Below are 20204 nucleotides of genomic sequence, written 5' to 3' on the forward strand. Positions count from 1 at the left end.
ACTGGTGCGATCCACGGCGTTCACAGTCCTGTGCGCTCCAGTTTGGCCACACAGGTCGCCAGCGAAACCCGCAGGTCAGCATAGGAACATTGCCGGGAGCCTCGGCGAGTGCCAACGAGGTACAGGCCAGCTGGCAGACCGCCAGGGGATTCCCGGTCCAGACTCCTCACCGCGGCGCGCAACCGCCGGCGGATCTTGTTGCGAATCACGGCAGAACCCGTTTGTCGCGGCAGGGCAAAGGCAACATGGGCCGCGCGGGCAGAGGAATCAGCCAAGAACCGAACCCAGAGCAATCCATCGTCAACGCGAACACCATCGGCACGCAGCCGAGCGAACGCCGAGCGTCCCCGAAGCCGCTCGATCAGGCCGACAGCCTTTTGCGGCCGCGGCGCCGACGAGCATTGATGACCGCCCGCCCGCTTCTTGTCATCATCCGATGCCGAAATCCGTGACGCCGAGCCCGACGTTGCACATTCGGCTGATAAGTGCGCTTCACAAGTTCCTCCAAGGCCGGGGTGCCATCCTCTCAGGGCCGCCCTACAAGCGCCTCCGTCTCCCGGCGTCCCCTCTACGCTACGACCTCATCCGGCACCGCGACAACCAATTGACCAAGCCGTCATTTTGCACCCCACAACTACCACCTGAACGACAATGGCAACATCCTCAACACAAGCCTCTGACCTGCGAAAACCCCCTCAGTCGCCCGTGCACTGACAAGAAAGAGGTGCTACAGTCCTGAATTCCAGTCGAGGCGGTGCCAACTTGGTTGGGCGAACAATACGGATCGCGAGTTATCCACAACTTATACACATTTGTGGATACCACACGTCAAAATTTTGGAGTTACTACCAAAATGGTGTCAGCAACACTTCTCTGGTCTTCATGCGCCAATAGCATCCGAGCTCAAGTCCCCGACGCCGTCTGGCAGTCTACTTTCAACCCAGCCAAAGCGATCTCTTTGGAAGAAGATGTCTTGGAACTTACAGTCCCAAACACAATAATCAAAGATCGTCTTGAAGGTGAGTATTTTGAGGTTCTTCGGAATGCTCTGGCTAGCTCAAACGCCACGCATATCACACTCAAGATATTGACTGAGCAAAGTGCTAGCGGTGAAGACATCCACGTTTCAGTTTCTTCTCCGCCGGTGGCAATTCCGGAAGTTGACAGTCCTACACCAGTAAATCGAACAAACAACACGCTCCACCCCAATTACGTTTTTGACAAGTTTGTTACCGGCCCTTCCAATCGATTTGCTCTTGCAGCCGCCCTCTCCGTGGCAGAAACCCCTGGTAAATCGTACAATCCGCTGTTCATCCATGGTCATGCAGGCCTCGGGAAGACCCACCTTCTCCAGGCCATAGGCCACTATGTGAAGAGTCATTATGTCGACGACCAACGACACCCAATCAAACGGATCGTCTATGTTTCAACAGAAACCTTCCTAAACCAATTCGTTGATGCCATTCGAACGAATACTCGAAGTGATTTCAAAAAAAACTACCGAGAAGTTGACGTGCTCCTTGTAGACGACATTCAATTCCTTGAAGGAAAAGAGGGTCTACAAGAGGAGTTCTTTCATACGTTTAATTCGCTGCACGAGGTAAACAAACAAATCGTTCTCACCAGCGACCGTCCGCCAGATGCGATCCCAACGCTAGAAGATCGCATGACCAGCCGCTTCAAGATGGGACTTCTCACAGATATTCAACCTCCAGATCTTGAAACTCGGTTAGCTATTCTCCGAAAGAAGGCCGAACAGTCCAACTTTGTTATCAATCACGAAGTACTTACCTTTATCGCCAGCAACATCAAGGACAATATTCGTGAACTCGAGGGGGCCCTTACTCGAGTTACAGCATACGCCAGCTTTAACGACAAATACCTTGATCTGGAGCTGGCGCAATACGTTCTTCGAGACATCACTGCTCGGCGGGAACCCCAGCCGGTGACGGCTGATGTCATCTTGAAGGCAACTGCCGACCTGTTCGCATTCAAGGTCGAGGACATCATCGGACCGCGGCGACAGCGTCCGTTGGTGAAGGCCCGGCAAGTCTCGATGTATGTCTTCCGCGAGCTGACGGAGTTGAGTTACCCCGACATTGCCCGAGTCTTCGGCGGCCGAGACCACACCACTGCCATCCACGCGGTGCAGAAGATCACGAAGCAAATGGCGGAGCAGCCGGAGACCTTCAACCAGATCACCGAGTTGATCCAGAGGATCAAGAATGCCTGAGGCACTTCGTTGGGGAACAGCAGGGGAACTCGTTGGGGAAAGGTTGCCGCACCTTGGGAACAACGCGGGCTCATTCCACAGCAAGCGAACCCGCACCGCGTACAATCCACTTGCTTGGGGAAAGAGCAAAATAGACTAAATGGGGGCTAACCAGGGGAAATGCCAGCTTTCCACATTTCCACCGACCTACTGCTAACAACAGTAATTATTAAATAAATACAGGTATGAAAGCGAGAACCCTGTGAAATTCCGATGCGAGCGAGATGCTCTCCTAGAAGCCTTGACGGTGACCGGCCGAGCAGCAGGGACGCGCGGGGGTTTTCAGCTGGTGCTGTCGGGCGTTCATATGGCGCTGGACGGAGACGAGTTGACCCTCACGGCAACTGACCGCGAGCTGACCATCACCATGCAGCTGACTGTGGCTGGAGCCAGCAACGGAGAAGCGGTGGTCACTGCCCGACTGGTCGGCGATGTCGTTCGGTCGCTTGACGCCGGTGCGGTGAATGTGACCGTTGATGGGGAGGGGATCCATATCGATTCCGCTCGCTCGAAGTTCTCCCTTCAGACCATGGGGACAGAGGATTTCCCAGCCCTCGCCGGGCTTGATGGAGATCCGGTGGTGCTGGAGGCGGACGGTTTGCTCACTGCGCTGCGGCAAGTCGTGAAAGCGGCGTCAGCGGATGAATCGCGTCCTGTGTTGACTGGCGTGCTGTTGTCTGCCGAAGAAGAAGGTCTTCGCCTGGTGACAACGGATTCGTACCGGTTAGCGCTGTGTGATCTTCCTGGTTTAGAAGTACTCGGCTCTGATCAAAGTGTCTTGGTTCCCTCAAGGGCACTGCAAGAAGTGATCAGATTGCTCGGAGACGTTGAGCAAGTCAGTGTGCGTTTCAGCGAACGAGAGGCATCCTTCAACCTGGGAGCGGTCACCGTCACCACCCGGCTGATCGAAGGGGAGTTCCCGAGCTACCAAGGATTGATTCCGACGCATCAGCCGAATCGCCTGACCGTCAACAGGGAGGCCTTCATCAACGCGGTGCGAAGAGTCCGCCTGATGGCTCAGGATTCGACGCCGATTCGCTTGGACATGTCGGCTACCGGCCTTGAGCTGTCGGCGACCACCCAAGACGTCGGAGAGGCCCAGGAGCAACTGGACGCGGCGTTCGAGGGCGAAGACCTCACAGTGGCTTTCAACCCCGAGTACTTGCTGGATGGGGCAGAAGCAGCACCCGGCGACGAGATCGTGCTCAACACGGTGGACGCGTTGAAGCCGGCAGTGATCCGCACACCCGAGTCTGAACAGTTCCTGTATTTGTTGATGCCAGTTCGCATCAACTGAGCCCCGCTTGCGTCAAATAGGCAGAGCGTGCGTCTTCAGCGCCTCTGGCTTGCGGATTTTCGCAATTATTCCCGCCTTGAGTTGGAGCTCCCGCCGGGCACAAGCCTGATTGTCGGGCCCAACGGCGAGGGGAAGACCAATCTGTTGGAGGCGATCTTCTATCTGGCGACTATGACGTCGTTTCGCGTCAACAGCACCGAGGCGTTGATCCGGACCGGGCCGGACGTCTCAGAGGCAGTGGTTCGAGGTGAGATGGCGGTCGATCAAAGGGAAGTCCTCTTCGAGGCTGCGTTGAGGTCGACGGGTCGTTCCCAGTTCCAAGTCAACCGGCAGAGGGTCCGTCGCCGGGATCTATTGGGGTTGGCTCCGGTGTCCATCTTCATGCCCGATGATTTGGTGCTGCTCAAAGGGGGCCCGGGAGAGCGGCGCCGGTTCCTTGATGACGTCTTGAGCCAGATCGATCCTCGTCTCGATGCGGCCAGGGCGGACATGGACAACATCCTGCGCCAGCGGAATGCGCTGCTGCGGCAATCGGGAGGCCGGCTCGACTCCGAGGCTGCTGTGACCCTCGATGTGTGGGACGAGAAGTTGGCCGATGTTGGGGAGCGACTGACCAATGCCCGCCGAGGCGTGGTGGCCAAGCTCGATACGAAGGCGGTATCGGCCTATAAGGAGATCGCCGTCCAGGCGGTTCCGCTGGACTTGGCCTATGAGTCGACCTGGTCTCCAGGCGGGCTCAAGGAGGCACTTGTCCAGGCCCGATCAGAGGACCTGCGCCGAGGAGTGACCACCGTGGGACCCCATCGGGACGATGTTGCGGTGGTTCTGGATGGCAGGCCGGCCCGGACTCACGCCTCCCAGGGGGAGCAGCGGTCACTGGCACTGGCATTGCGCCTGGCCGCTCATCGCGAGCTGGAGGAGGCCACCGGCCAGTCGCCCCTGCTGCTGTTGGACGACGTGTTCTCCGAATTGGACCCGGACAGGTGCCGCGGCGTGCTGGGTGCATTGCAGTCTGAGCAGACGCTCTTGACCACCGCTGGTGCGCTGCCCGCGGACATTGCCTACAGCGCCCGATTCCGGGTGGCGGACGGTCGAGTTATTCGGGAAGTGTGATTTCCCGGTCGCCTTGTCCATGTTGCCGGGGCAGACTGGGACGATGGGGTGGGAGCCATTGCGGAAGCGGTCGGGACCTCGGCGGCTGGGAGAGGCCCTGGACCAGGTGACGTCTGGGCTGAGGGCACCGCGTGCTCAAGTGCTGAAGATGGTTTTTGAGGCGTGGGACGAGTTGGTTGGCTCGGTGATGGCAGCTCACTCGTCGCCGGTACGACTGGTCGACGGTGAGTTGGTCGTGGCGGTGGACGACCCTGCATGGGCCACTGAAATGAGGTTTTTCAGCGCCGAGCTCATCAGTCGGATCAATGCCGCTGCGGAGGAGGAGGCCGTCACTTCTCTGACGGTCAGAGTCCGCTCCGGATGATTGGCCCCGAAGGCCGGGAACCGGCTCTCCGGTGAGTCAATCGGGCCCCAAAAACTGGTAGAATTTCAGTATCGGAGGCAGCGCATTTGGCCGACTTGCCCGCGAGGCAAACCGTTCGGCGGGAGCGTCTGCCCATCCCCCTACAAGGCCCGTCTAGCAGGGCAGAAAAGCCAGGTCGTGACTAACACGTCTGAGTCTTACAGAGCCGAAGACATAACCGTTTTGGAAGGCCTCGACGCCGTCCGGACGCGTCCGGGAATGTATATCGGGTCTACCTCGGTGACCGGGTTGCATCACCTGGTCTACGAAGTGGTGGACAACGCCGTCGACGAGGCGATGGCCGGGTACTGCACAACCATTGAGATAACCCTTCTGGCCGACGGCGGTTGCGAAGTTCGGGACAACGGGCGGGGCATCCCTGTGGACCCCCATCCTCAGCATCCCGACATGAGTGCGGTCGCAGTGGTGCTCACCCTCCTGCATGCGGGGGGCAAGTTCGGCGGCAATGGTTACAAGGTGTCGGGCGGCCTGCACGGTGTGGGGGTGTCGGTGGTGAATGCCCTGTCCACCCGACTGGAAGTAGAGATTGATCGGGACGGCCACCGCCACACGATGTCGTTTGCCAATGGCGGGGAGATGACAGAAAAACTGCGGGTCATTGGCGACAGCCCCGAGAACCGCACCGGCACGATTGTTCGCTTCTGGCCCGACGAGGGCATCTTCGATGATGTGCGGTTCAGAGCCCAGGCACTGCTCGAGCGGCTCCAGATGATGGCGTTCTTGAATCGCGATCTGGAGATCAAGTTCCGTGACCTGCGCTCCGACGGTACCGGGGGCGCTGACTGGACGGTGTACTGCTACCAGGACGGCATCAGTGACTTCGTGCGCGAGGTGAACAGCTCCAAGGACGCGCTGTTCGACGACGTCGGCTTCTTCTCGCAGCAAGAAGACGGTGATGAAGTGGAGGTCGCGTTTCAGTGGAATAGCGGCTACAACACCGATGGCCTGCACTCCTTTGCCAACGGCATCAACACCGTAGAGGGGGGGATGCACGAGGAGGGCTTCCGCAAGGGGCTCACTCGAGTGGTCAACGACTACTGCCGGGCCAAGGGGCACCTGAAGGAGAAGGATGACAACCTGGCCGGCGAGGACATTCGCGAAGGACTGACGGCGATTGTGAGCGTGAGGCTGCGGGAGCCGCAGTTTGAGGGTCAGACCAAGTCGAAGTTGGGCAACACCTCCATGCGCTCCCTGGTAGAGCGGGCGACGAACGAGAAGCTGGCGGAGTGGCTGGAGGAGAATCCCACCGATGCCCGCAAGATCGCAACCAAGTGCCTCCAAGCCCAGAAGGCTCGGCTGGCCGCCCGACAGGCCCGGGATGCCACCCGGCGGAAGTCAGCCCTCGATGGCGCGGGATTGCCCGGCAAGCTGGTCGACTGCACGTCCACCGATCGGGATGAATGCGAGCTGTTCATCGTGGAGGGCAACTCCGCAGGCGGCTCGGCCAAAGACGCCCGCGACCCCAGGACCATGGCCATTCTCCCCATCCGAGGGAAGATCTTGAACGTCGAGCGAGTGCAGGTTGACCGGATGCTCCGCAACACGGAAATCCAGGCGCTTGTCGCCGCGATCGGCGCGGGCTTCGGCAATGAGTTCGATTCGGCCGAGAGCAACGGCGCCAAGGACGCGGTAAACGGCGACCAAGAGCACAAGACTCGGGTCCGCTACGGGAAGGTGATCCTGCTGGCCGATGCCGACGTGGACGGCAGCCACATTCGCACGCTCCTGCTCACGTTCTTCTACCGGCAGATGCGCGATTTGGTGGTGAAGGGCCATGTGTACATCGCACAGCCCCCGCTCTACTCCACAGAGGTGGGTCGGTCGAAGATCTATCTGAAAGACGACCACGCCAAAGAGGCCTTCTTGGCCGAAAATCCCAAGCACAGTGCAGAGTTCCAGAGACTGAAGGGCCTCGGTGAGATGGATGCCGAGGAGCTGTGGGCCACCACAATGGACCCGGCTCAGCGCACCCTGCTGAGAGTCTCAGTGGAGCAGGCTGCGGCGGCCGACGAGGTGTTCTCCAAGCTGATGGGGGAAGACGTTCAATCGCGCAAGCGGTTCATCCAGACCAACGCCAAAGACGTCCGCTTTTTGGACATATGAGCGCCAAGGAATCCAGTGTCCGACGAGCCTGACATCTCGCCTGAGCCTGAGGAATCGCCGAGAGGCGCAGTCCAGGACATCGACATCCAAACCGAGATGGAGCAGTCGTTCTTGGACTACGCCATGTCGGTCATCACAGCTCGAGCGCTCCCCGACGTACGCGACGGGCTCAAGCCAGTCCACCGCCGCATCCTCTGGGGGATGTACGACCAGGGCACTCGGCCCAACCGGCCCTATGTGAAGTGCGCCCGAGTGGTGGGCGATGTCATGGGGAAGTACCACCCCCATGGTGATCAGGCCATCTACGACGCCTTGGTTCGGCTGGGGCAGGGTTTCTCGCTGCGGCACCCGCTGATCGACCCCCACGGGAACTTTGGCTCACCCAACGATCCACCCGCGGCCATGAGGTACACCGAGTGCCGCCTCGACGAGTTGGCCATGAGGCTGTTGGACGGCATCGACGAGCAGACCGTCGATTTCTCCGACAACTTCGACTCCACCGAGCAGGAGCCGGTGGTGTTGCCGTCGCGGTTCCCGAATCTGCTGGTGAACGGCAGCCAGGGCATCGCCGTGGGCATGGCGACCAACATTCCGCCTCACAACCTGGGCGAAGTGATTGACGCGGTGAATCACTTGCTGGAGAACCCGGAGGCCACCAACGAGGATCTGATGGGGTTCGTAAAGGGCCCCGATTTCCCCACCCGGGGCCGCATCATGGGCTACCAGGGCATTCGGGACGCCTATATCACCGGCCAGGGAACGATCAAGGTGCGAGCCGCCGCAGAGATTGTGGAGAGCGGTACCAACGTCCGGATTGTGGTTACCGAAATCCCGTATCAGACCAGCGCGGAGATCATCGAGGAGAAGGTGGCCGACCTGGTGAATCGGCGGGTAATCGACGGCATTCGTCAAATCCACAATGAATCGGCCAAAGGCCAGACCAAGCTGGTGTTCGAGCTGAAGAGAGACGCCCCTGCGTTGGTTGTGCTGAACAACCTCTACAAGCACTCCCCGCTGCAAACGAATTTCCCGGTGAACATGGTGGCGCTCGCCGACGGGGTGCCCCGGACTATGACGCTGCGCGACTGCCTGGCCGCATACGCCGGCCACCAGCAGGAGGTGGTGCGACGCCGGACAGAGTTCCGCCTGGAGGAGGCCCGCCGTCGGGAGCACATCCTGGAAGGACTGGTGCGGGCGGTGGACATGATCGACGAGATCATCGCTGCCATCCGGGCATCGGACAACCGTGCCGCCGCCCGGGAAGTACTGATGGGCGAGCAGTTCGAGTTCAGCGAGATCCAGGCCAATCACATATTGGACATGCCATTGGGTCGGCTTACTCAGCTCGGCCAAAAGGAGCTGAGCGACGAGCTGGCCGAGAAGCGGGCGTTGATTGTCGACTTGGAGGCCATACTGGCCGACGACGCCAAGCTGCGAGCTGTTATCTCAGAAGAGCTGCTTGAAGTTCGAGAGGCTCATGCCAACGAGCGACGGACCCACATCATGGCCGACGAGGGTGAGATCGATATCGAAGCTCTCATCGATGATGAAGACCTGATGTTCAGCTTGAGTTCAGCCGGCTATGTCAAGACGGTGACGCCCGACGAGTTCAAGACCCAGGGGAGAGGCGGCAAAGGCGTTATCGGCGCCAACCTGAAGGACGGGGACTACATCGCCTCGCTCATCCACACCACCGCCCATGCCTATCTGATGTTTTTCACCAACATGGGCCGGGTGTATCGGATCAAGGCCCACGAGGTTCCCCGAACCAGCCGAACCGCTCGGGGCATGGCCATCGTCAATCTGCTGCACTTGGCGCCTGAAGAAACCATTTCGGCAGTGATCGACACCAGGGACTACGAGACGATGCGGTACTTGTTGTTCGTTACCCGCCGGGGGGTAGTGAAGCGGACCCGGTTCTTGGAGTACGACAAGACCCGCACCAAAGGGCTGATCGCTATCAACTTGCGGGAGGGCGATGAGTTGGTGCGGGTGCTTCCCACTACGGGGAACGACGACATCTGTCTGGTGAGCGCGTCGGGTCGGCTCATGAGGTTCTCGGAATCGGAGGTTCGATCAATGGGGCGAACCGCAGCTGGCGTGCGAGGGATGAGGCTGCTCGGCGACGACATCGTGGTTGCCGCCACCGCGGTGCAGCCCGAGGGGGAAATGCTCTTGGCCACCGACCAGGGCTTCGGCAAGCGGGTTCTTCTCGACCAATTCCGGTCCAAGCATCGAGGTGGCCAAGGGGTTATCGCCATGAAGCTGCCCGATGGGCGAGGTTCAGTGGTGGGGGCGCGGGTGGTCGCTCCCGACGACGAGGTGTTCGCAGTGGCCTCCAATGGAGTGACGATCCGAATGTCCGTCTCGTCGGTCTCGGTGCAAGGGACTCACGCCGCCGGAGTACGGATAATGACCTTGTCTGAGGATCAAACCATGGCGGCCATAGCACCGGTCTTATCCACCGGAGACGAGGAGTAACCTCCTACTCGGCGAAGCTTCCCCCTCAGCAATGACCATAGGAGCAGCGTTGTGGAGGAGCGGGGATCGATCTCGGTGTTGGGCGTGGGGATATTGGCGGTGATCGGGATGGCAATCCTGTTGTTGGGCCAGCTCGGCGCTGACGCGGTTCGCCGGGCTCGGGCGACAGCAATCGCCGATGCAGTGGCGATGGCCGCGGCGGCTGATCCTCAGGCTGCATCGACCACCGCGGCGGCCAATCGGGCAACGCTGGTTTCGGTGGTGCAGGACGGCTTCGAGACCGAGGTGGTCGTGAGCCTTGACGGCTCACTGGCGACAGCCAGAGCAGAGTTCCGCCCTCCCGGGTGGTGGCGGTGCCAATCATTTCCGACTAGCGATCCCGTACACTTCGGGGCGTGTCCATCGACCCCGGTCAGGTGAGCGATCCTCCTGCCACACCGTTGCCGAGCCAGGCAATGGCGCGCCAGCCGGTGAAGGTCACCCCGAGGGAATACCGGCGGGCAGTGCGATTGCAGGCGCGCAAGGTGCGCCGGGTGGTTCGCCACATCGAGCCCTGGTCGGTGTTGAAGATCTCGTTGATCTTCTACCTGTGCCTGTGGGTGATCGTGATGCTGACCGGGGTGATGCTGTGGAGCATCGCAGTGGGGTCGGGCACAGTGGATGACACCGAGTCATTCATCGAGGAGTTGTTCGCCCTGCAAGAGTTCAAGTTCAACGCCAGCCAGATATTCCGCGGCTTTGCTGTGGGCGGGTTGGTGTTGGTGGTGGCGGGCACGTTTTTCAACGTTTTGCTGTGTGTACTGTTCAATCTCATCAGCGATCTGACCGGTGGAATGAGGGTCACGGTCATCGAGGAGGAAACGGCTCGGCAACGGCCTCGGACCCGACCTCGGCGATTTCGTTGGCCTGCCTGGAACCCTCGTAAGTAGGCTCTTCACTCGGTTTGGCTTTGGGGCTATAGCTCAGTCGGTTAGAGCGCACCCCTGATAAGGGTGAGGTCGCTGGTTCGAATCCAGCTAGCCCCACGTTGGCAGGTCTTCCCCGGTTGCACCGTTGAGGGGGTTCGTTAGGATGGGTGTCGTGAAGATTCTGCGAAGAGCGTTGGTTGCTCTGGCAGGGGCGGCTGCAATTGCGGCCATTTTGCGTGCTCGGGGCACCGGGGGCGTACCGCCTCAGTCGGGCGGCTGGCGCCAGATCAGCGGCAGCAACTGACTCTGAGCTGCTCCATCTGAGCCGCATGGTGACTTTCATTCCGTCGGTCAGATAACTGATATGGAAATCCTGGTAATCGGCGCGGGTGTGGTCGGCGCCGGAGTGGTGAATCACTTGGTTGGCTCGCCTTCGATCCCTGTCAGCCGGGTGGCTGTGATCGACCGATATCCCGATCGGGCCTGGCACTTGACTAAAAAGCATGGGTCTCCGGTGACCGTGGGAAGCCTGGAGGATTCGGCCGATGTGGTGGTTTTGGCCACTGCATCGGGCAGCCAAGCCCGACTGGCTCGTCGATTTCTGGGCAGTGGCCGGATGGTGCTGACCACGACTGACTCGGTGTCTGATGTGCGGCGGCTGCTGGGTTTGAACGGTGCGATCCGGCAACAGAACTCACTGGTGGTCGTTGGAGCGGGCATGGCCCCGGGGTTGAGTGACGTCTTGGCGGTTCGGGCGGCTGAGGAATTCGACCGCGTGACTGAAGTACACGTTGCCAAGTTCGGCACCGGGGGGCCGGATTGTGCCCGTCAACATCACCGGGCTTTGAGTTCGCTGGCGTTGGAATGGCGCGGGGGGTGGAAGCAGCGGCCGGGTGGATCAGGCCGGGAGCTTTGCTGGTTCCCGAGTCCGGTTGACGCAGCCGATTGCTACCGGGCTGCGCTGCCCGACCCGATGCTGCTGGTTCGGAAGTTCAGCAGGGCGGATCGGATCACGGCCCGCATGGCGGCCACTCGGAGGGATCGGTTTAGCTCTTGGTTGCCGATGCTGCGGCCCCCGCATCCGGAGGGGAAGCTGGGTGCGGTGCGGGTTGAGGTGCGGGGCCAGCGAGACGGTGCTTGGGCGGGGCGGATTCTGGGGGCTTCAGGGGCGCCGGGGTTTGTGGCTTCGTCGGTGGTGGTGAGCGCTCTGGAGTTGATCGGGGCGGGGAAGGTTGATGGGACTGGCGTGGTGGGGTTGTCGGAGATTGTGGATGCGGGGGAGTTCTTGAGTGTTCTGGAGGGGCAAGGGGTGGTTTGTGAGGAGTTTGCCGGGGCCTAGCCGTTGTTGAGGAGAGTGCGGAGTTCTTCGTGGAAGTTGCCGTTGGTGGCCAGCCAGTCGCCGGCGGATGGGGTGTTGGTGCCGTTCCATTGGGTGACTTGGCCGCCGGCTTCGGGGACTATCACCAGCATGGGGGCGATGTCCCAAAGGTTGAGGCCGGGGTCGATCATGGCGTCGGTTCGGCCGGTGGCGACTAGGACATAGCCGTAGCCGTCTCCCCAGGTGCGCATTCGGGCGCCGGTTCGACTCGCCCGCTCGAAGGCGCCTTCGGGCCACCATTCGAACCCTGATGCGCACAGATAAGACCGGCTGAGTTCGGATTGCGAGCTCACCTGGCAGCGGTGCCCGTTGTGGAAACAGCCCAGGCCCCGGCCAGCCCATACCGCTTCGTCGAGAGGGGGGACGGCTGCCACACCGATGGCTGGGCCGTGCTGATCGATCACGGCCAACAGCGTGGTGTACAGGGGCACGCCGCGGACGAAGCTGCGGGTGCCGTCGATGGGGTCGATGATCCACGTTCGCCCTGACGAGCCTTGTTGTTCGGGGAACTCCTCACCAATCACGGCGTCTTCGGGGAACCTCTTGGCCAGTGCCTCCCGAAGAAATGACTCCGCCGCCTTGTCGGCTTCGGTTACCGGGGAGCCGTCGTCCTTGCGGCGCACCGACAACTCGTGATCATTGAACCAGCTGAGGGTGAGCTGTCCGGCTTCACGGGTCAACTCAACAGCCTCGTTCAGCAACTCGGCATCAGCCGACTCGGTCATCCCAGGATGCCTTGGTCCCGAAGTGCAGCCAGGCGGTCTTCGCCCAGCCCCAATACCTCGCTGAGCACCTCGTCGGTCTGCTGGCCGACGGTGGGAGCGTGGGTGGGGACGGGGAGCTCCTCGTCGAAGAACTTGACTGGAAGGGGGAGCTGTTCGCAGCCCAACTGCTCGATGGTGAACAGTGGCAACCGGTCTTGGAACTGCGGGTCGTCGACCACGTTCTTGGCGTTGTTCACCGGGGCGATGGGAGTGTTCACCCGGTCGCCGAACTCAAGCCACTCGGCACTGGTCTTGGTGCGGAAGATGTCCCGCAGCTCCCGCTGCATTTCGAAGTTGCCTCGGGCATGGTCGGCGTACTTCGACCCCGGCCAGCGGTCGAAGAGGTCCATGCGGTCCAACGCCTCGCAGAAGTTGCGCCAAAAAGCCTGTTCGGAGGCCATGAACAGCACGTGGCCATCCGCCGACTCGTACATCTGGTAGCGGACGCCCTCCCACATACCGGCCAGGCCCGGCGCCCGGCGCTCATAGTCGTCGGACGGGTTGCCGGTGACCTCGTCTTCGGGACGCTCGTAGGCCTTCCAGGTTTCGATGCGGTACCAGTCCATGTAGGCGGCCGCGTCAGACTGGGCCAACTCCAATCGGCAGCCCTCGCCGGTGTCCCGAGCCCGGATGATCCCGGCACAGACCGCGAGCGCGCCGATGAGAGGGGCGATGTTGATGCCGATATTGGGCATCTCGGGGATGCGGCAGAAGCCGTCGTCGTCATAGGCGGGGGGAATGAGCCCGGCCCAGGTGTCGTAGGCGATGCCGTGGCTGGGCATGTCCTTGTACGGACCGGTCATTCCGTAGCCGCTGATGGTGGCGAACACGATCCGGGGGTTCACTTCCTTGAGCTGCTCGTAGCCCAGGCCCCGCCGCTCCAGGGCACCGGGCCTCATGGCCTCCACCACCGCGTCGGCGTTGCGAGCGAGATCCAGATAGAGCTCCACGCCTTCGGGCTGGCGCAGATCGAGCACGATGCTGCGCTTGCCCCGATGGGTATGCAGATGCAGCAGCGACACGCCGTTGACGATGGGCCAGGTCATCTGGCGGATGTAGTCGCCCTGCGGAGGCTCGACTTTGATGACGTCGGCGCCCATGTCGGACAGGAACGTGGTTAGGAATCCCGGGCCGAGCAGCGAACTCTCGATGACCCGGACACCGGCCAGGGGAGGAGCGGGGTGGCTCATGGTTGCATACCTCGTTTGATCGGGAGAAGGCGGTGGACGGCTGCCGGGCAGGTCATGTCTGCATACCTCCGTCGACTCGGAGAACGATGCCGTTGCAGTAACTGGCATCATCGCTGGCCAAAAAGGCGAACGCTGCGGCCAGCTCAAAGGGTTGGGCTGGGCGGTGGAAGGGGAGGATGCGGTCCATGATGGTGAGGTCGACGCCTTCCGGCACGGTGAACTGCCCGGCGATCGGGGTCTCAACACCCCCGGGGGCGATGCAGTTGACCCGGATTCCCGACCGCCCGTTGGTGATGGCCATGGTCTGGGTGAGGGCGATCACCCCGCCCTTGGAGGCCGAGTAGACGGAGCTCCACGGCTGGGCGTTGGTGCCGGCGGTGGAGGCGGTGTTGACGATGTTGCCCTCGGACTCGAGCAAGTGGGGCAAGCAGGCCTGGGACATGAAGAACGTACCGGTGAGGTTCACGCCGATCACCCGGTTCCATGCCTCCGGGGTCTCGTCCTCATCACGGGTGAAATGGCCGATGCCGGCGATGTTGCACAACACGTCGATGCGACCGTAGGCATCCATCACTTGAGCGACTGTGGGAGCAATGGCATCCAGGTCGAGCAGGTCGAGTTGGATGGCCAGGTCAACGTCGTCCACCGGGTCTCGGTCGATGCCCACCACGGTGCCGCCCTCAGAGCGCAGGCGGTCGACAGTGGCCCTTCCGATGCCGGACGCCGCGCCAGTGACTACGGCGATCTTGTCTTCAAATCGGTTCATGCCCAAAGCATGGCCTATTGAGACGGTCGGCGATGCATCAAGGCAGTGCGAACGGCCCGGCAAACCAGCGCGTCGGCGCCCACAGAGTAGGCCCGGTGCTCGAGGGTGACCACACCCTGAGTGGGGCGAGACTTGGAGGGGCGGGCGTCCAAGACTTCGGTCTCCACCCGGATGGTGTCTCCGGCGAACACCGGAGCCCCGAAAGAGACCTCTTGGAAGCCCAGGTTGGCCACCGTGGTCCCCATGGTTGTCTCGTGGACGCTGATGCCCACGGCCAGCGCCAGGGTCAGCATGGAGTTCACCAACGGCTTCCCGAATTCGGTGCCAGATGCGTAATCGGCGTCGAGGTGGATGGGCGCGGGATTCATGGTCATGGTGGTGAAGGCCACGTTGTCGGCCTCGGTGATCGTGCGGCGGATGGCGTGATGGACAACCAGCCCGGGGGTCAAGTCCTCAAACCACAGTCCAGTGACCGGTCGAGGAATCTGGTTGTCTGGCACAGTGGCAAATTACCGGCCAGAGCTTTGTGGTGCCGTCATGGCCGCATTGCGTGAGGGCGCCTCAATGATCCCGGTCAACATGTCCACCAGATTGGCAGCATACGCATGGTCTTGAGTGGCCAAGGGGTCGCCTGCTTCGATGCGGCGGGCCCGCTCGGCCAATGAAGCGGTCATCAGCTGGATCATGCCCAGCACCCGCTCGCCTCGCTGGGCTTTGTCGGCCGCCGATGAGCGGTCTCGCAACAGCCTCAAGATGGCGTTGAGGTTTGCCGGCACGTGGGTGGGATCGAAATCCCAGCGACTGAAGTCTGCACTGAGCTGGGCCACGATCCGCAGGTAGCACCGACCGCTGTCGGTGGCCAACCGGTGGGTGAGAGGCTGAACCAGCGCCTCGATGAGCGCGGGAGTGTGGTCGTCATCCAACGAAGCCCACACCTCACCCCGGTCTTGGTCGATGGGCTCACCGTGCTCTCGCAAGATGGCGTCGAGCACCCCGCTGCGGGATCCGAAGTGATAGGAGAGCGCCGAGCTGTTCTTCTGCCCGGCGGCGGCCACGATGTCTTGAACCCGCACCTTCCAGATGCCCTGCTCGGCGAACAGGCGCTCGGCTTCAGCGATCAGCCGGGCTCGGGTTTCGGTGGCGTCGCGGGGCACAGCCGCTGTTCCTCGGGTCGGTCGGGCTATTTGCCGTGGCCCAGGGGCAATATGGCGGTGTCGGGGATGAGCTCTACGTCGATGCCGTCGGGAAGCGGGAATTCGAAGTCGGGATACCGGCGCTGGGCGGTCGCCCGGTAGCGGTCGGTGGAGTGGACCGGATCGGGGTCGTACTCGGGGATGACCTTGGTGCCGAACACCTCCAGCATCTCGTCGATCTCGTCATGCTCCATGCCCTCGCCGGGCAGGCCGAACACCACCTGATCGCAGCCGACCGTCTGGTAACGGGCCACCTGTTCGCAGACCTCTTCGGCATTGCCGCACAGCATGTAGCCGCCGGCAATGGCCCCGTCGAGCATCTCGTCGGTCCACTCGATCTGGTTGGGCGCAGAGGGCCAGGTGATGGCGTCGGGAGACTTGGGCATGGTGTCGTGGTAGAGGTTCACCATGGTGACCAGATAGCCCCGCCCCTTGGCTTTGGCGATCTCCCGGGCCCGTTCCCGGTCTTCCAGGCAGATGACCGCGTTGGTCATCATCACGTTGTCGTTCTTGAACTGGCCGATCTGCTCCACCGGGCTTTGGATGGCCTCCTTGTAGGCGTCGATGCGGCCCTTGAGGTTGAAGATGGGCTCGAAGTTGAAGGCGATGGCGCCGATGCCCAGCGACCCGGCCTTGGCGAAGGTGGGCGGGTTGCCGCACGCCACCCAGATGGGAGGATGGCCGTGGCCGTGGGGCTTGGGCAGCACGTTGTGGGGCTTGGGCACCGAGAAGTGCTCGCCCTCGAAGCAGTAGTCGCGCTGCTCCCACATGCGGGGGATCTCGCGGATTACCTCATCCCACATCGACTTGGTCTCGGGCGGGGTCAGTCCGCCGAAGGTGGCCACCTCATGGCTGCCTGCGCCTCGACCGGTGCCGAACTCGAAGCGGTTCTCGGTGATGTGGTCGAGCATGGCGGCCCGCTCGGCGATTCGTACCGGGTGCTCCTTGGCGGTGGGCAGGCTGGTGATGCCGGTGGAGAGATGGATGCGCTCGGTTTTGGCGGCCACATAGCCCATGACCGGGGCGGGGGCCGACATGTGGCTGTACTCGGTGAGGCAGTGGTGCTCGCCGAACCAGGCGTACTTCCAGTTGTACTTGTCAGCGGTGATGACGTAATGGGCCTCCCGCATCAAGGCAGTGTGCTCTGCCTCGGTGTCGTGGGCTGCGGGCCCGGGGATGTAGCCGTTGACGAAAATTCCGAACTCCATGGTCTCCTCCGCTCCTGTTGGGTGAGGGCAATGCCGAGTCAGTTCTAATGGAAGATATTAGAACGTGTCAAGTCAAGCTTCCCCGACTTGGCGGCGGAGGGACTCGATCCAACTCTGGGCCTCGCTCCACGCAGAGGAGGCATTGCTGTTCTTCTCCTCGCTGCCCCGAGTTGTGGTCGGATAGGAGCCGAGGAACTTCACCTCGCCGTGCTTGGCCAGGATGCTGGTGAGGCAGTCGGCCACCAGCTGATCGGCGATATGGCCCTCAAGGTCGATAAGGAAGCAGTAATCGCCCAGCGCTTTCTTGGTGGGCCGGGATTCCAGTTTGGTGAGGTTGATGGAGCGGGCCGCGAACTCGGCGAGAATGCCCATCAGCGAGCCCGATCGATCGGCATGCTGGAAGACCACGATCGAGGTCTTGTCGTGCCCAGTGGGGGTAGGCACACCCGAACTAGAGACCGCCACGAAGCGGGTTTGGTTCTCCGGGTGGTCTTCGATGTCGGTGGCGATCAGTTCCAGGCCGTAGAGCTGCTGAGACAGGGCGGTGCCGATGGCGGCAACCGCCGCGTCTTGGGAATCGGCGAGGTCCTGCGCCGCGGCCGCGGTGGAGTTGGCCGCAACTTCCTCGACGTGGGGCAGGTTGTCGGTCAGATAGTGCCGGCATTGGGCGGTTGCCACGGGGAAGCTGATGACCCTTTGGATTGTCTCCAACGAAGCACCGGGTAGGCCGAGGAGGTGGAGGCGGACGTCGATGATCACCTCTCGCTGGATGAGCAGGTCGTGTTCGAAGATCAAAGCGTCGAGGGCGACATTGACCGTGCCTTCGATGGAATTCTCGATGGCGGTGAACCCCAAATCAACGCGGCCGTCAGCGGCAGATTCAAGGACCTCAGGGATTGATCGGCATAATTGGTGCTTCGCGGCGGCCAAGTCTGGCTGGGTGAGAAGCGCTTCTTCAGTGAACGTGCCTGGCGGTCCGAGATAGGCCACATGGCTTATAGATCGGGCAGAGGCAGTCACAAAGGGGCAGGATAGTGGTATTGAGAAACGCGGTCGCGGTGAGAAAATGGCAAGGACTACTGGAAAAGGCGGGATGTTGAGGTGGATGAGGCTTTTCTTCGGAAAATGATGGACGACGTGCGCAGCGGCGCGCTGCCGGTTGATGACGCGGTTCGGCAGTTGCGGCGGCTGCCGTTTGCCGATTTGGGGTTTGCCCGGGTAGATCATCATCGCAATCTCCGCCAGGGGCTGGCCGAGGTTGTCTACGGACCGGGCAAGACGCCCGACCAGTGCGCGGACATTGTGAAGGAACTGCTCGATCAGCCGGGCGGCCCGGTGTTGTTGACTCGAGCTTCAGCCGGGCAGGCCGCCGTCGCCCTGGCCCTCAATCCCGAAGGGGAGCGCTACGACACTACGCTGGTGTGGCGGCCAGCACCGCCGCGGCCCGAGCGGGTGGTACTGGCCGCGGCCGGCACCGCCGATCTCCCGGTGGCCGACGAGTGCGGAGTGGTGCTGGCCGCCCACGGGCTGGCTCCGCAGCGTCTGAACGATGTGGGGGTGGCCGGACTTCATCGAATTCTCAACGAAGTCGACTCGCTGGCGGAGGCCGACGCCGTGGTGGTGGTGGCTGGGATGGAGGGGGCCTTGGCCTCAGTCGTCGGAGGGCTGACGACGGCCCCGGTGGTGGCCGTGCCCACCAGCGCGGGATACGGGTCCTCGCTGGAAGGGGTCACTCCGCTGCTGGCCATGATGTCGTCATGCGCCGCGGGTGTGACCGTCGTCGGGGTGGACAATGGATTCGGCGCGGCTTGCGCGGTGCTGCGGCTGTTCAAGACGAGGGATCGAGCAGCGTCACCGGCAGGGTTGAACGATGGCTGAGCGGAGCGAACGATGCCTGAGCGGAGCGAACGATGGCTGATCCGGCTGGCGTTGCCTGGTTTCACTGCTTCAGCGGGATCGCGGGCGACATGGCGCTGGGGGCGCTGATCGACGCCGGGGCAGATGTGGCCGAAGTACGGGACATATGCGAACTGCTGCCTTTGGGCGGGTGGGATCTGCAAGCCCACCCCACCCAGCGAGGGGGCGTCGCGGCCACCGATGTGCGGGTGATCACCCAGGAGACGTCGGTGGTGCGCACCGCCAGCCACATCAATGCCCTCGTCGGAGAGGCCCGGCTGCCCGACCGGGTGGCCGATCGGGCGCTGGCGGTCTTCGATGCCCTGGCTCGGGCCGAGGGCAAGCTGCACCGCCGCCCGCCAGAGCAGGTCCATTTCCACGAAGTGGGCGGGCTGGACGCCATCATCGACGTGGTGGGCACCTGCGCTGCGCTGGAGGTATTGGGGATCGACCAGGTTTACTCCAGTGCGGTGGCGTGTGGACGGGGAATGATCCGCAGTGCCCACGGGCATCTGCCCAATCCGCCGCCCGCCGTGGTGGAACTGCTGGTGGGGTGCCCGACGTTCGGCTTGGACGTGGGTATGGAGTTGACCACGCCCACCGGTGCGGCGATTCTCTCGGCGCTGGCCGAAGGCTGGGGGCCCATGCCGCCGATGACGATCTCGGCGAGCGGATTTGGCGCGGGCGACAACCAGCTGGAGGACCGTCCCAATCTGACTCAAGTGGTGGTGGGGACGATGGCGGCATCTCGCCCCGCGGGCCAGCCGGTGATGTTGTTCGAGACCAATGTGGATGACGCGACGGGGGAGACTCTGGCGCACACGGTGGCATCGCTGTTGGAAGCAGGGGCGCACGATGCCTGGATCACGCCGATCGTCATGAAGAAGGGGCGGCCGGCGTACACCGTGAGCGCGTTGGCCGATCCTGCGGTAGGCGATCAGGTGGCGGCCACGCTGGCGGAGGAGACCGGGTCGCTGGGGGTCCGGGGACAGTTGATCGAGCGGTGGCCCCGGGGGCGGTTGGAGCACGAGGTGGACGTTGATGGTCGCCGGCTTCGGGTGAAGGTGAGCGCGGGGCGGGTCAAGGTCGAACACGATGAGGCGGTGCGGGCCTCGAAGTTGTTGGGATTGCCGGCTCGTGAGGTTGTCTCCTTGGCGGAGGAGGCCTGGCGGCGGCAGGGCGACGACGAGCCGGTTGCCTAGTATCAAAGC

General features: G+C 62.3%; 20 protein-coding genes and 1 tRNA gene. 12 read left to right on the top strand and 9 right to left on the bottom strand.

Features of this window, described 5'->3' with window-relative positions; all coding sequences use genetic code 11:
• Window positions 1–20: 20 nt before the first annotated feature.
• A complete protein-coding gene (locus tag ACOGI7_RS14800; protein WP_419851522.1) occupies window positions 21–365 on the bottom strand; it encodes a ribonuclease P protein component in 345 nt (114 codons plus the stop codon).
• Window positions 362–496, bottom strand: coding sequence for a 50S ribosomal protein L34 (gene rpmH / locus ACOGI7_RS14805; protein WP_419851523.1), 135 nt, complete (start codon window positions 494–496; stop codon window positions 362–364). The genes ACOGI7_RS14800 and rpmH overlap by 4 nt, the downstream gene beginning before the upstream one ends.
• Before the next feature lie 357 nt (window positions 497–853).
• On the opposite strand from rpmH, the gene dnaA reads away from it, so the two are divergent.
• The 10 genes from dnaA (at window position 854) to ACOGI7_RS14855 (ending at window position 11937) form a co-directional block, all read left to right on the top strand.
• A complete protein-coding gene (gene dnaA / locus ACOGI7_RS14810) occupies window positions 854–2233 on the top strand; it encodes a chromosomal replication initiator protein DnaA (protein ID WP_419851524.1) in 1380 nt (459 codons plus the stop codon).
• A 241-nt stretch (window positions 2234–2474) separates the two neighbouring features.
• Entirely contained in the window at window positions 2475–3569 is a 1095-nt protein-coding gene (dnaN, locus tag ACOGI7_RS14815) for a DNA polymerase III subunit beta (protein ID WP_419849519.1), read from the top strand.
• A gap of 27 nt (window positions 3570–3596) precedes the next feature.
• Complete coding sequence (recF, locus tag ACOGI7_RS14820) at window positions 3597–4682, top strand: DNA replication/repair protein RecF (protein ID WP_419849520.1); 1086 nt, start codon at window positions 3597–3599, stop codon at window positions 4680–4682.
• Between the two features lie 43 nt (window positions 4683–4725).
• A complete protein-coding gene (locus tag ACOGI7_RS14825) occupies window positions 4726–5046 on the top strand; it encodes a DciA family protein (protein ID WP_419849521.1) in 321 nt (106 codons plus the stop codon).
• 177 nt (window positions 5047–5223) lie between these two features.
• Window positions 5224–7209, top strand: coding sequence for a DNA gyrase/topoisomerase IV subunit B (locus tag ACOGI7_RS14830; RefSeq protein WP_419849522.1), 1986 nt, complete (start codon window positions 5224–5226; stop codon window positions 7207–7209).
• Between the two features lie 15 nt (window positions 7210–7224).
• Window positions 7225–9690 (top strand): DNA gyrase subunit A, encoded by a 2466-nt coding sequence (gene gyrA, locus ACOGI7_RS14835; protein WP_419849523.1) that lies wholly within the window; start codon window positions 7225–7227, stop codon window positions 9688–9690.
• Between the two features lie 51 nt (window positions 9691–9741).
• Window positions 9742–10110: a hypothetical protein gene (locus tag ACOGI7_RS14840; RefSeq protein WP_419849524.1), complete on the top strand. Its 369-nt coding sequence runs from the start codon at window positions 9742–9744 to the stop codon at window positions 10108–10110.
• Window positions 10086–10619 carry a DUF3566 domain-containing protein gene (locus ACOGI7_RS14845; protein ID WP_419849525.1) on the top strand — a complete coding sequence of 178 codons (534 nt, stop codon included), beginning with the start codon at window positions 10086–10088 and terminating at the stop codon, window positions 10617–10619. The genes ACOGI7_RS14840 and ACOGI7_RS14845 overlap by 25 nt, the downstream gene beginning before the upstream one ends.
• A gap of 22 nt (window positions 10620–10641) precedes the next feature.
• Window positions 10642–10715, top strand: a tRNA-Ile gene (locus ACOGI7_RS14850).
• Between the two features lie 238 nt (window positions 10716–10953).
• Window positions 10954–11937, top strand: coding sequence for a hypothetical protein (locus ACOGI7_RS14855; protein WP_419851525.1), 984 nt, complete (start codon window positions 10954–10956; stop codon window positions 11935–11937).
• Here the strand turns inward: ACOGI7_RS14855 and ACOGI7_RS14860 are convergent.
• From ACOGI7_RS14860 to pheA, 7 genes are all read right to left on the bottom strand, one after another.
• Window positions 11934–12701: an inositol monophosphatase family protein gene (locus ACOGI7_RS14860; RefSeq protein WP_419849526.1), complete on the bottom strand. Its 768-nt coding sequence runs from the start codon at window positions 12699–12701 to the stop codon at window positions 11934–11936. The two genes, ACOGI7_RS14855 and ACOGI7_RS14860, sit on opposite strands and share 4 nt — an antisense overlap.
• Window positions 12698–13930, bottom strand: a complete 1233-nt coding sequence (locus tag ACOGI7_RS14865; RefSeq protein ID WP_419849527.1) for a CaiB/BaiF CoA transferase family protein — start codon at window positions 13928–13930, stop codon at window positions 12698–12700. The genes ACOGI7_RS14860 and ACOGI7_RS14865 overlap by 4 nt, the downstream gene beginning before the upstream one ends.
• Window positions 13931–13982: 52 nt before the next feature.
• Entirely contained in the window at window positions 13983–14696 is a 714-nt protein-coding gene (locus tag ACOGI7_RS14870; RefSeq protein ID WP_419849528.1) for an SDR family NAD(P)-dependent oxidoreductase, read from the bottom strand.
• A 14-nt stretch (window positions 14697–14710) separates the two neighbouring features.
• Window positions 14711–15196 carry a MaoC family dehydratase gene (locus tag ACOGI7_RS14875; RefSeq protein WP_419849529.1) on the bottom strand — a complete coding sequence of 162 codons (486 nt, stop codon included), beginning with the start codon at window positions 15194–15196 and terminating at the stop codon, window positions 14711–14713.
• Window positions 15197–15205: 9 nt separating this feature from the next.
• A complete protein-coding gene (locus ACOGI7_RS14880; RefSeq protein ID WP_419849530.1) occupies window positions 15206–15850 on the bottom strand; it encodes a TetR/AcrR family transcriptional regulator in 645 nt (214 codons plus the stop codon).
• Window positions 15851–15876: 26 nt separating this feature from the next.
• On the bottom strand, window positions 15877–17097 hold the full coding sequence (locus ACOGI7_RS14885; RefSeq protein ID WP_419849531.1) for an LLM class flavin-dependent oxidoreductase: 1221 nt from the start codon (window positions 17095–17097) through the stop codon (window positions 15877–15879).
• A 72-nt stretch (window positions 17098–17169) separates the two neighbouring features.
• Entirely contained in the window at window positions 17170–18117 is a 948-nt protein-coding gene (gene pheA, locus ACOGI7_RS14890; RefSeq protein ID WP_419849532.1) for a prephenate dehydratase, read from the bottom strand.
• Window positions 18118–18225: 108 nt separating this feature from the next.
• Here pheA and larB point away from each other — a divergent pair, with 108 nt between their 5' ends.
• On the top strand, window positions 18226–18975 hold the full coding sequence (gene larB, locus ACOGI7_RS14895; RefSeq protein WP_419851526.1) for a nickel pincer cofactor biosynthesis protein LarB: 750 nt from the start codon (window positions 18226–18228) through the stop codon (window positions 18973–18975).
• A 32-nt stretch (window positions 18976–19007) separates the two neighbouring features.
• Window positions 19008–20195, top strand: coding sequence for a nickel pincer cofactor biosynthesis protein LarC (gene larC, locus ACOGI7_RS14900; protein ID WP_419849533.1), 1188 nt, complete (start codon window positions 19008–19010; stop codon window positions 20193–20195).
• Window positions 20196–20204 lie beyond the last annotated feature (9 nt).

It is taken from the genome of Candidatus Poriferisocius sp., assembly GCF_965204145.1.
Taxonomy (GTDB): Bacteria; Actinomycetota; Acidimicrobiia; order Acidimicrobiales; family Bin134; genus Poriferisocius.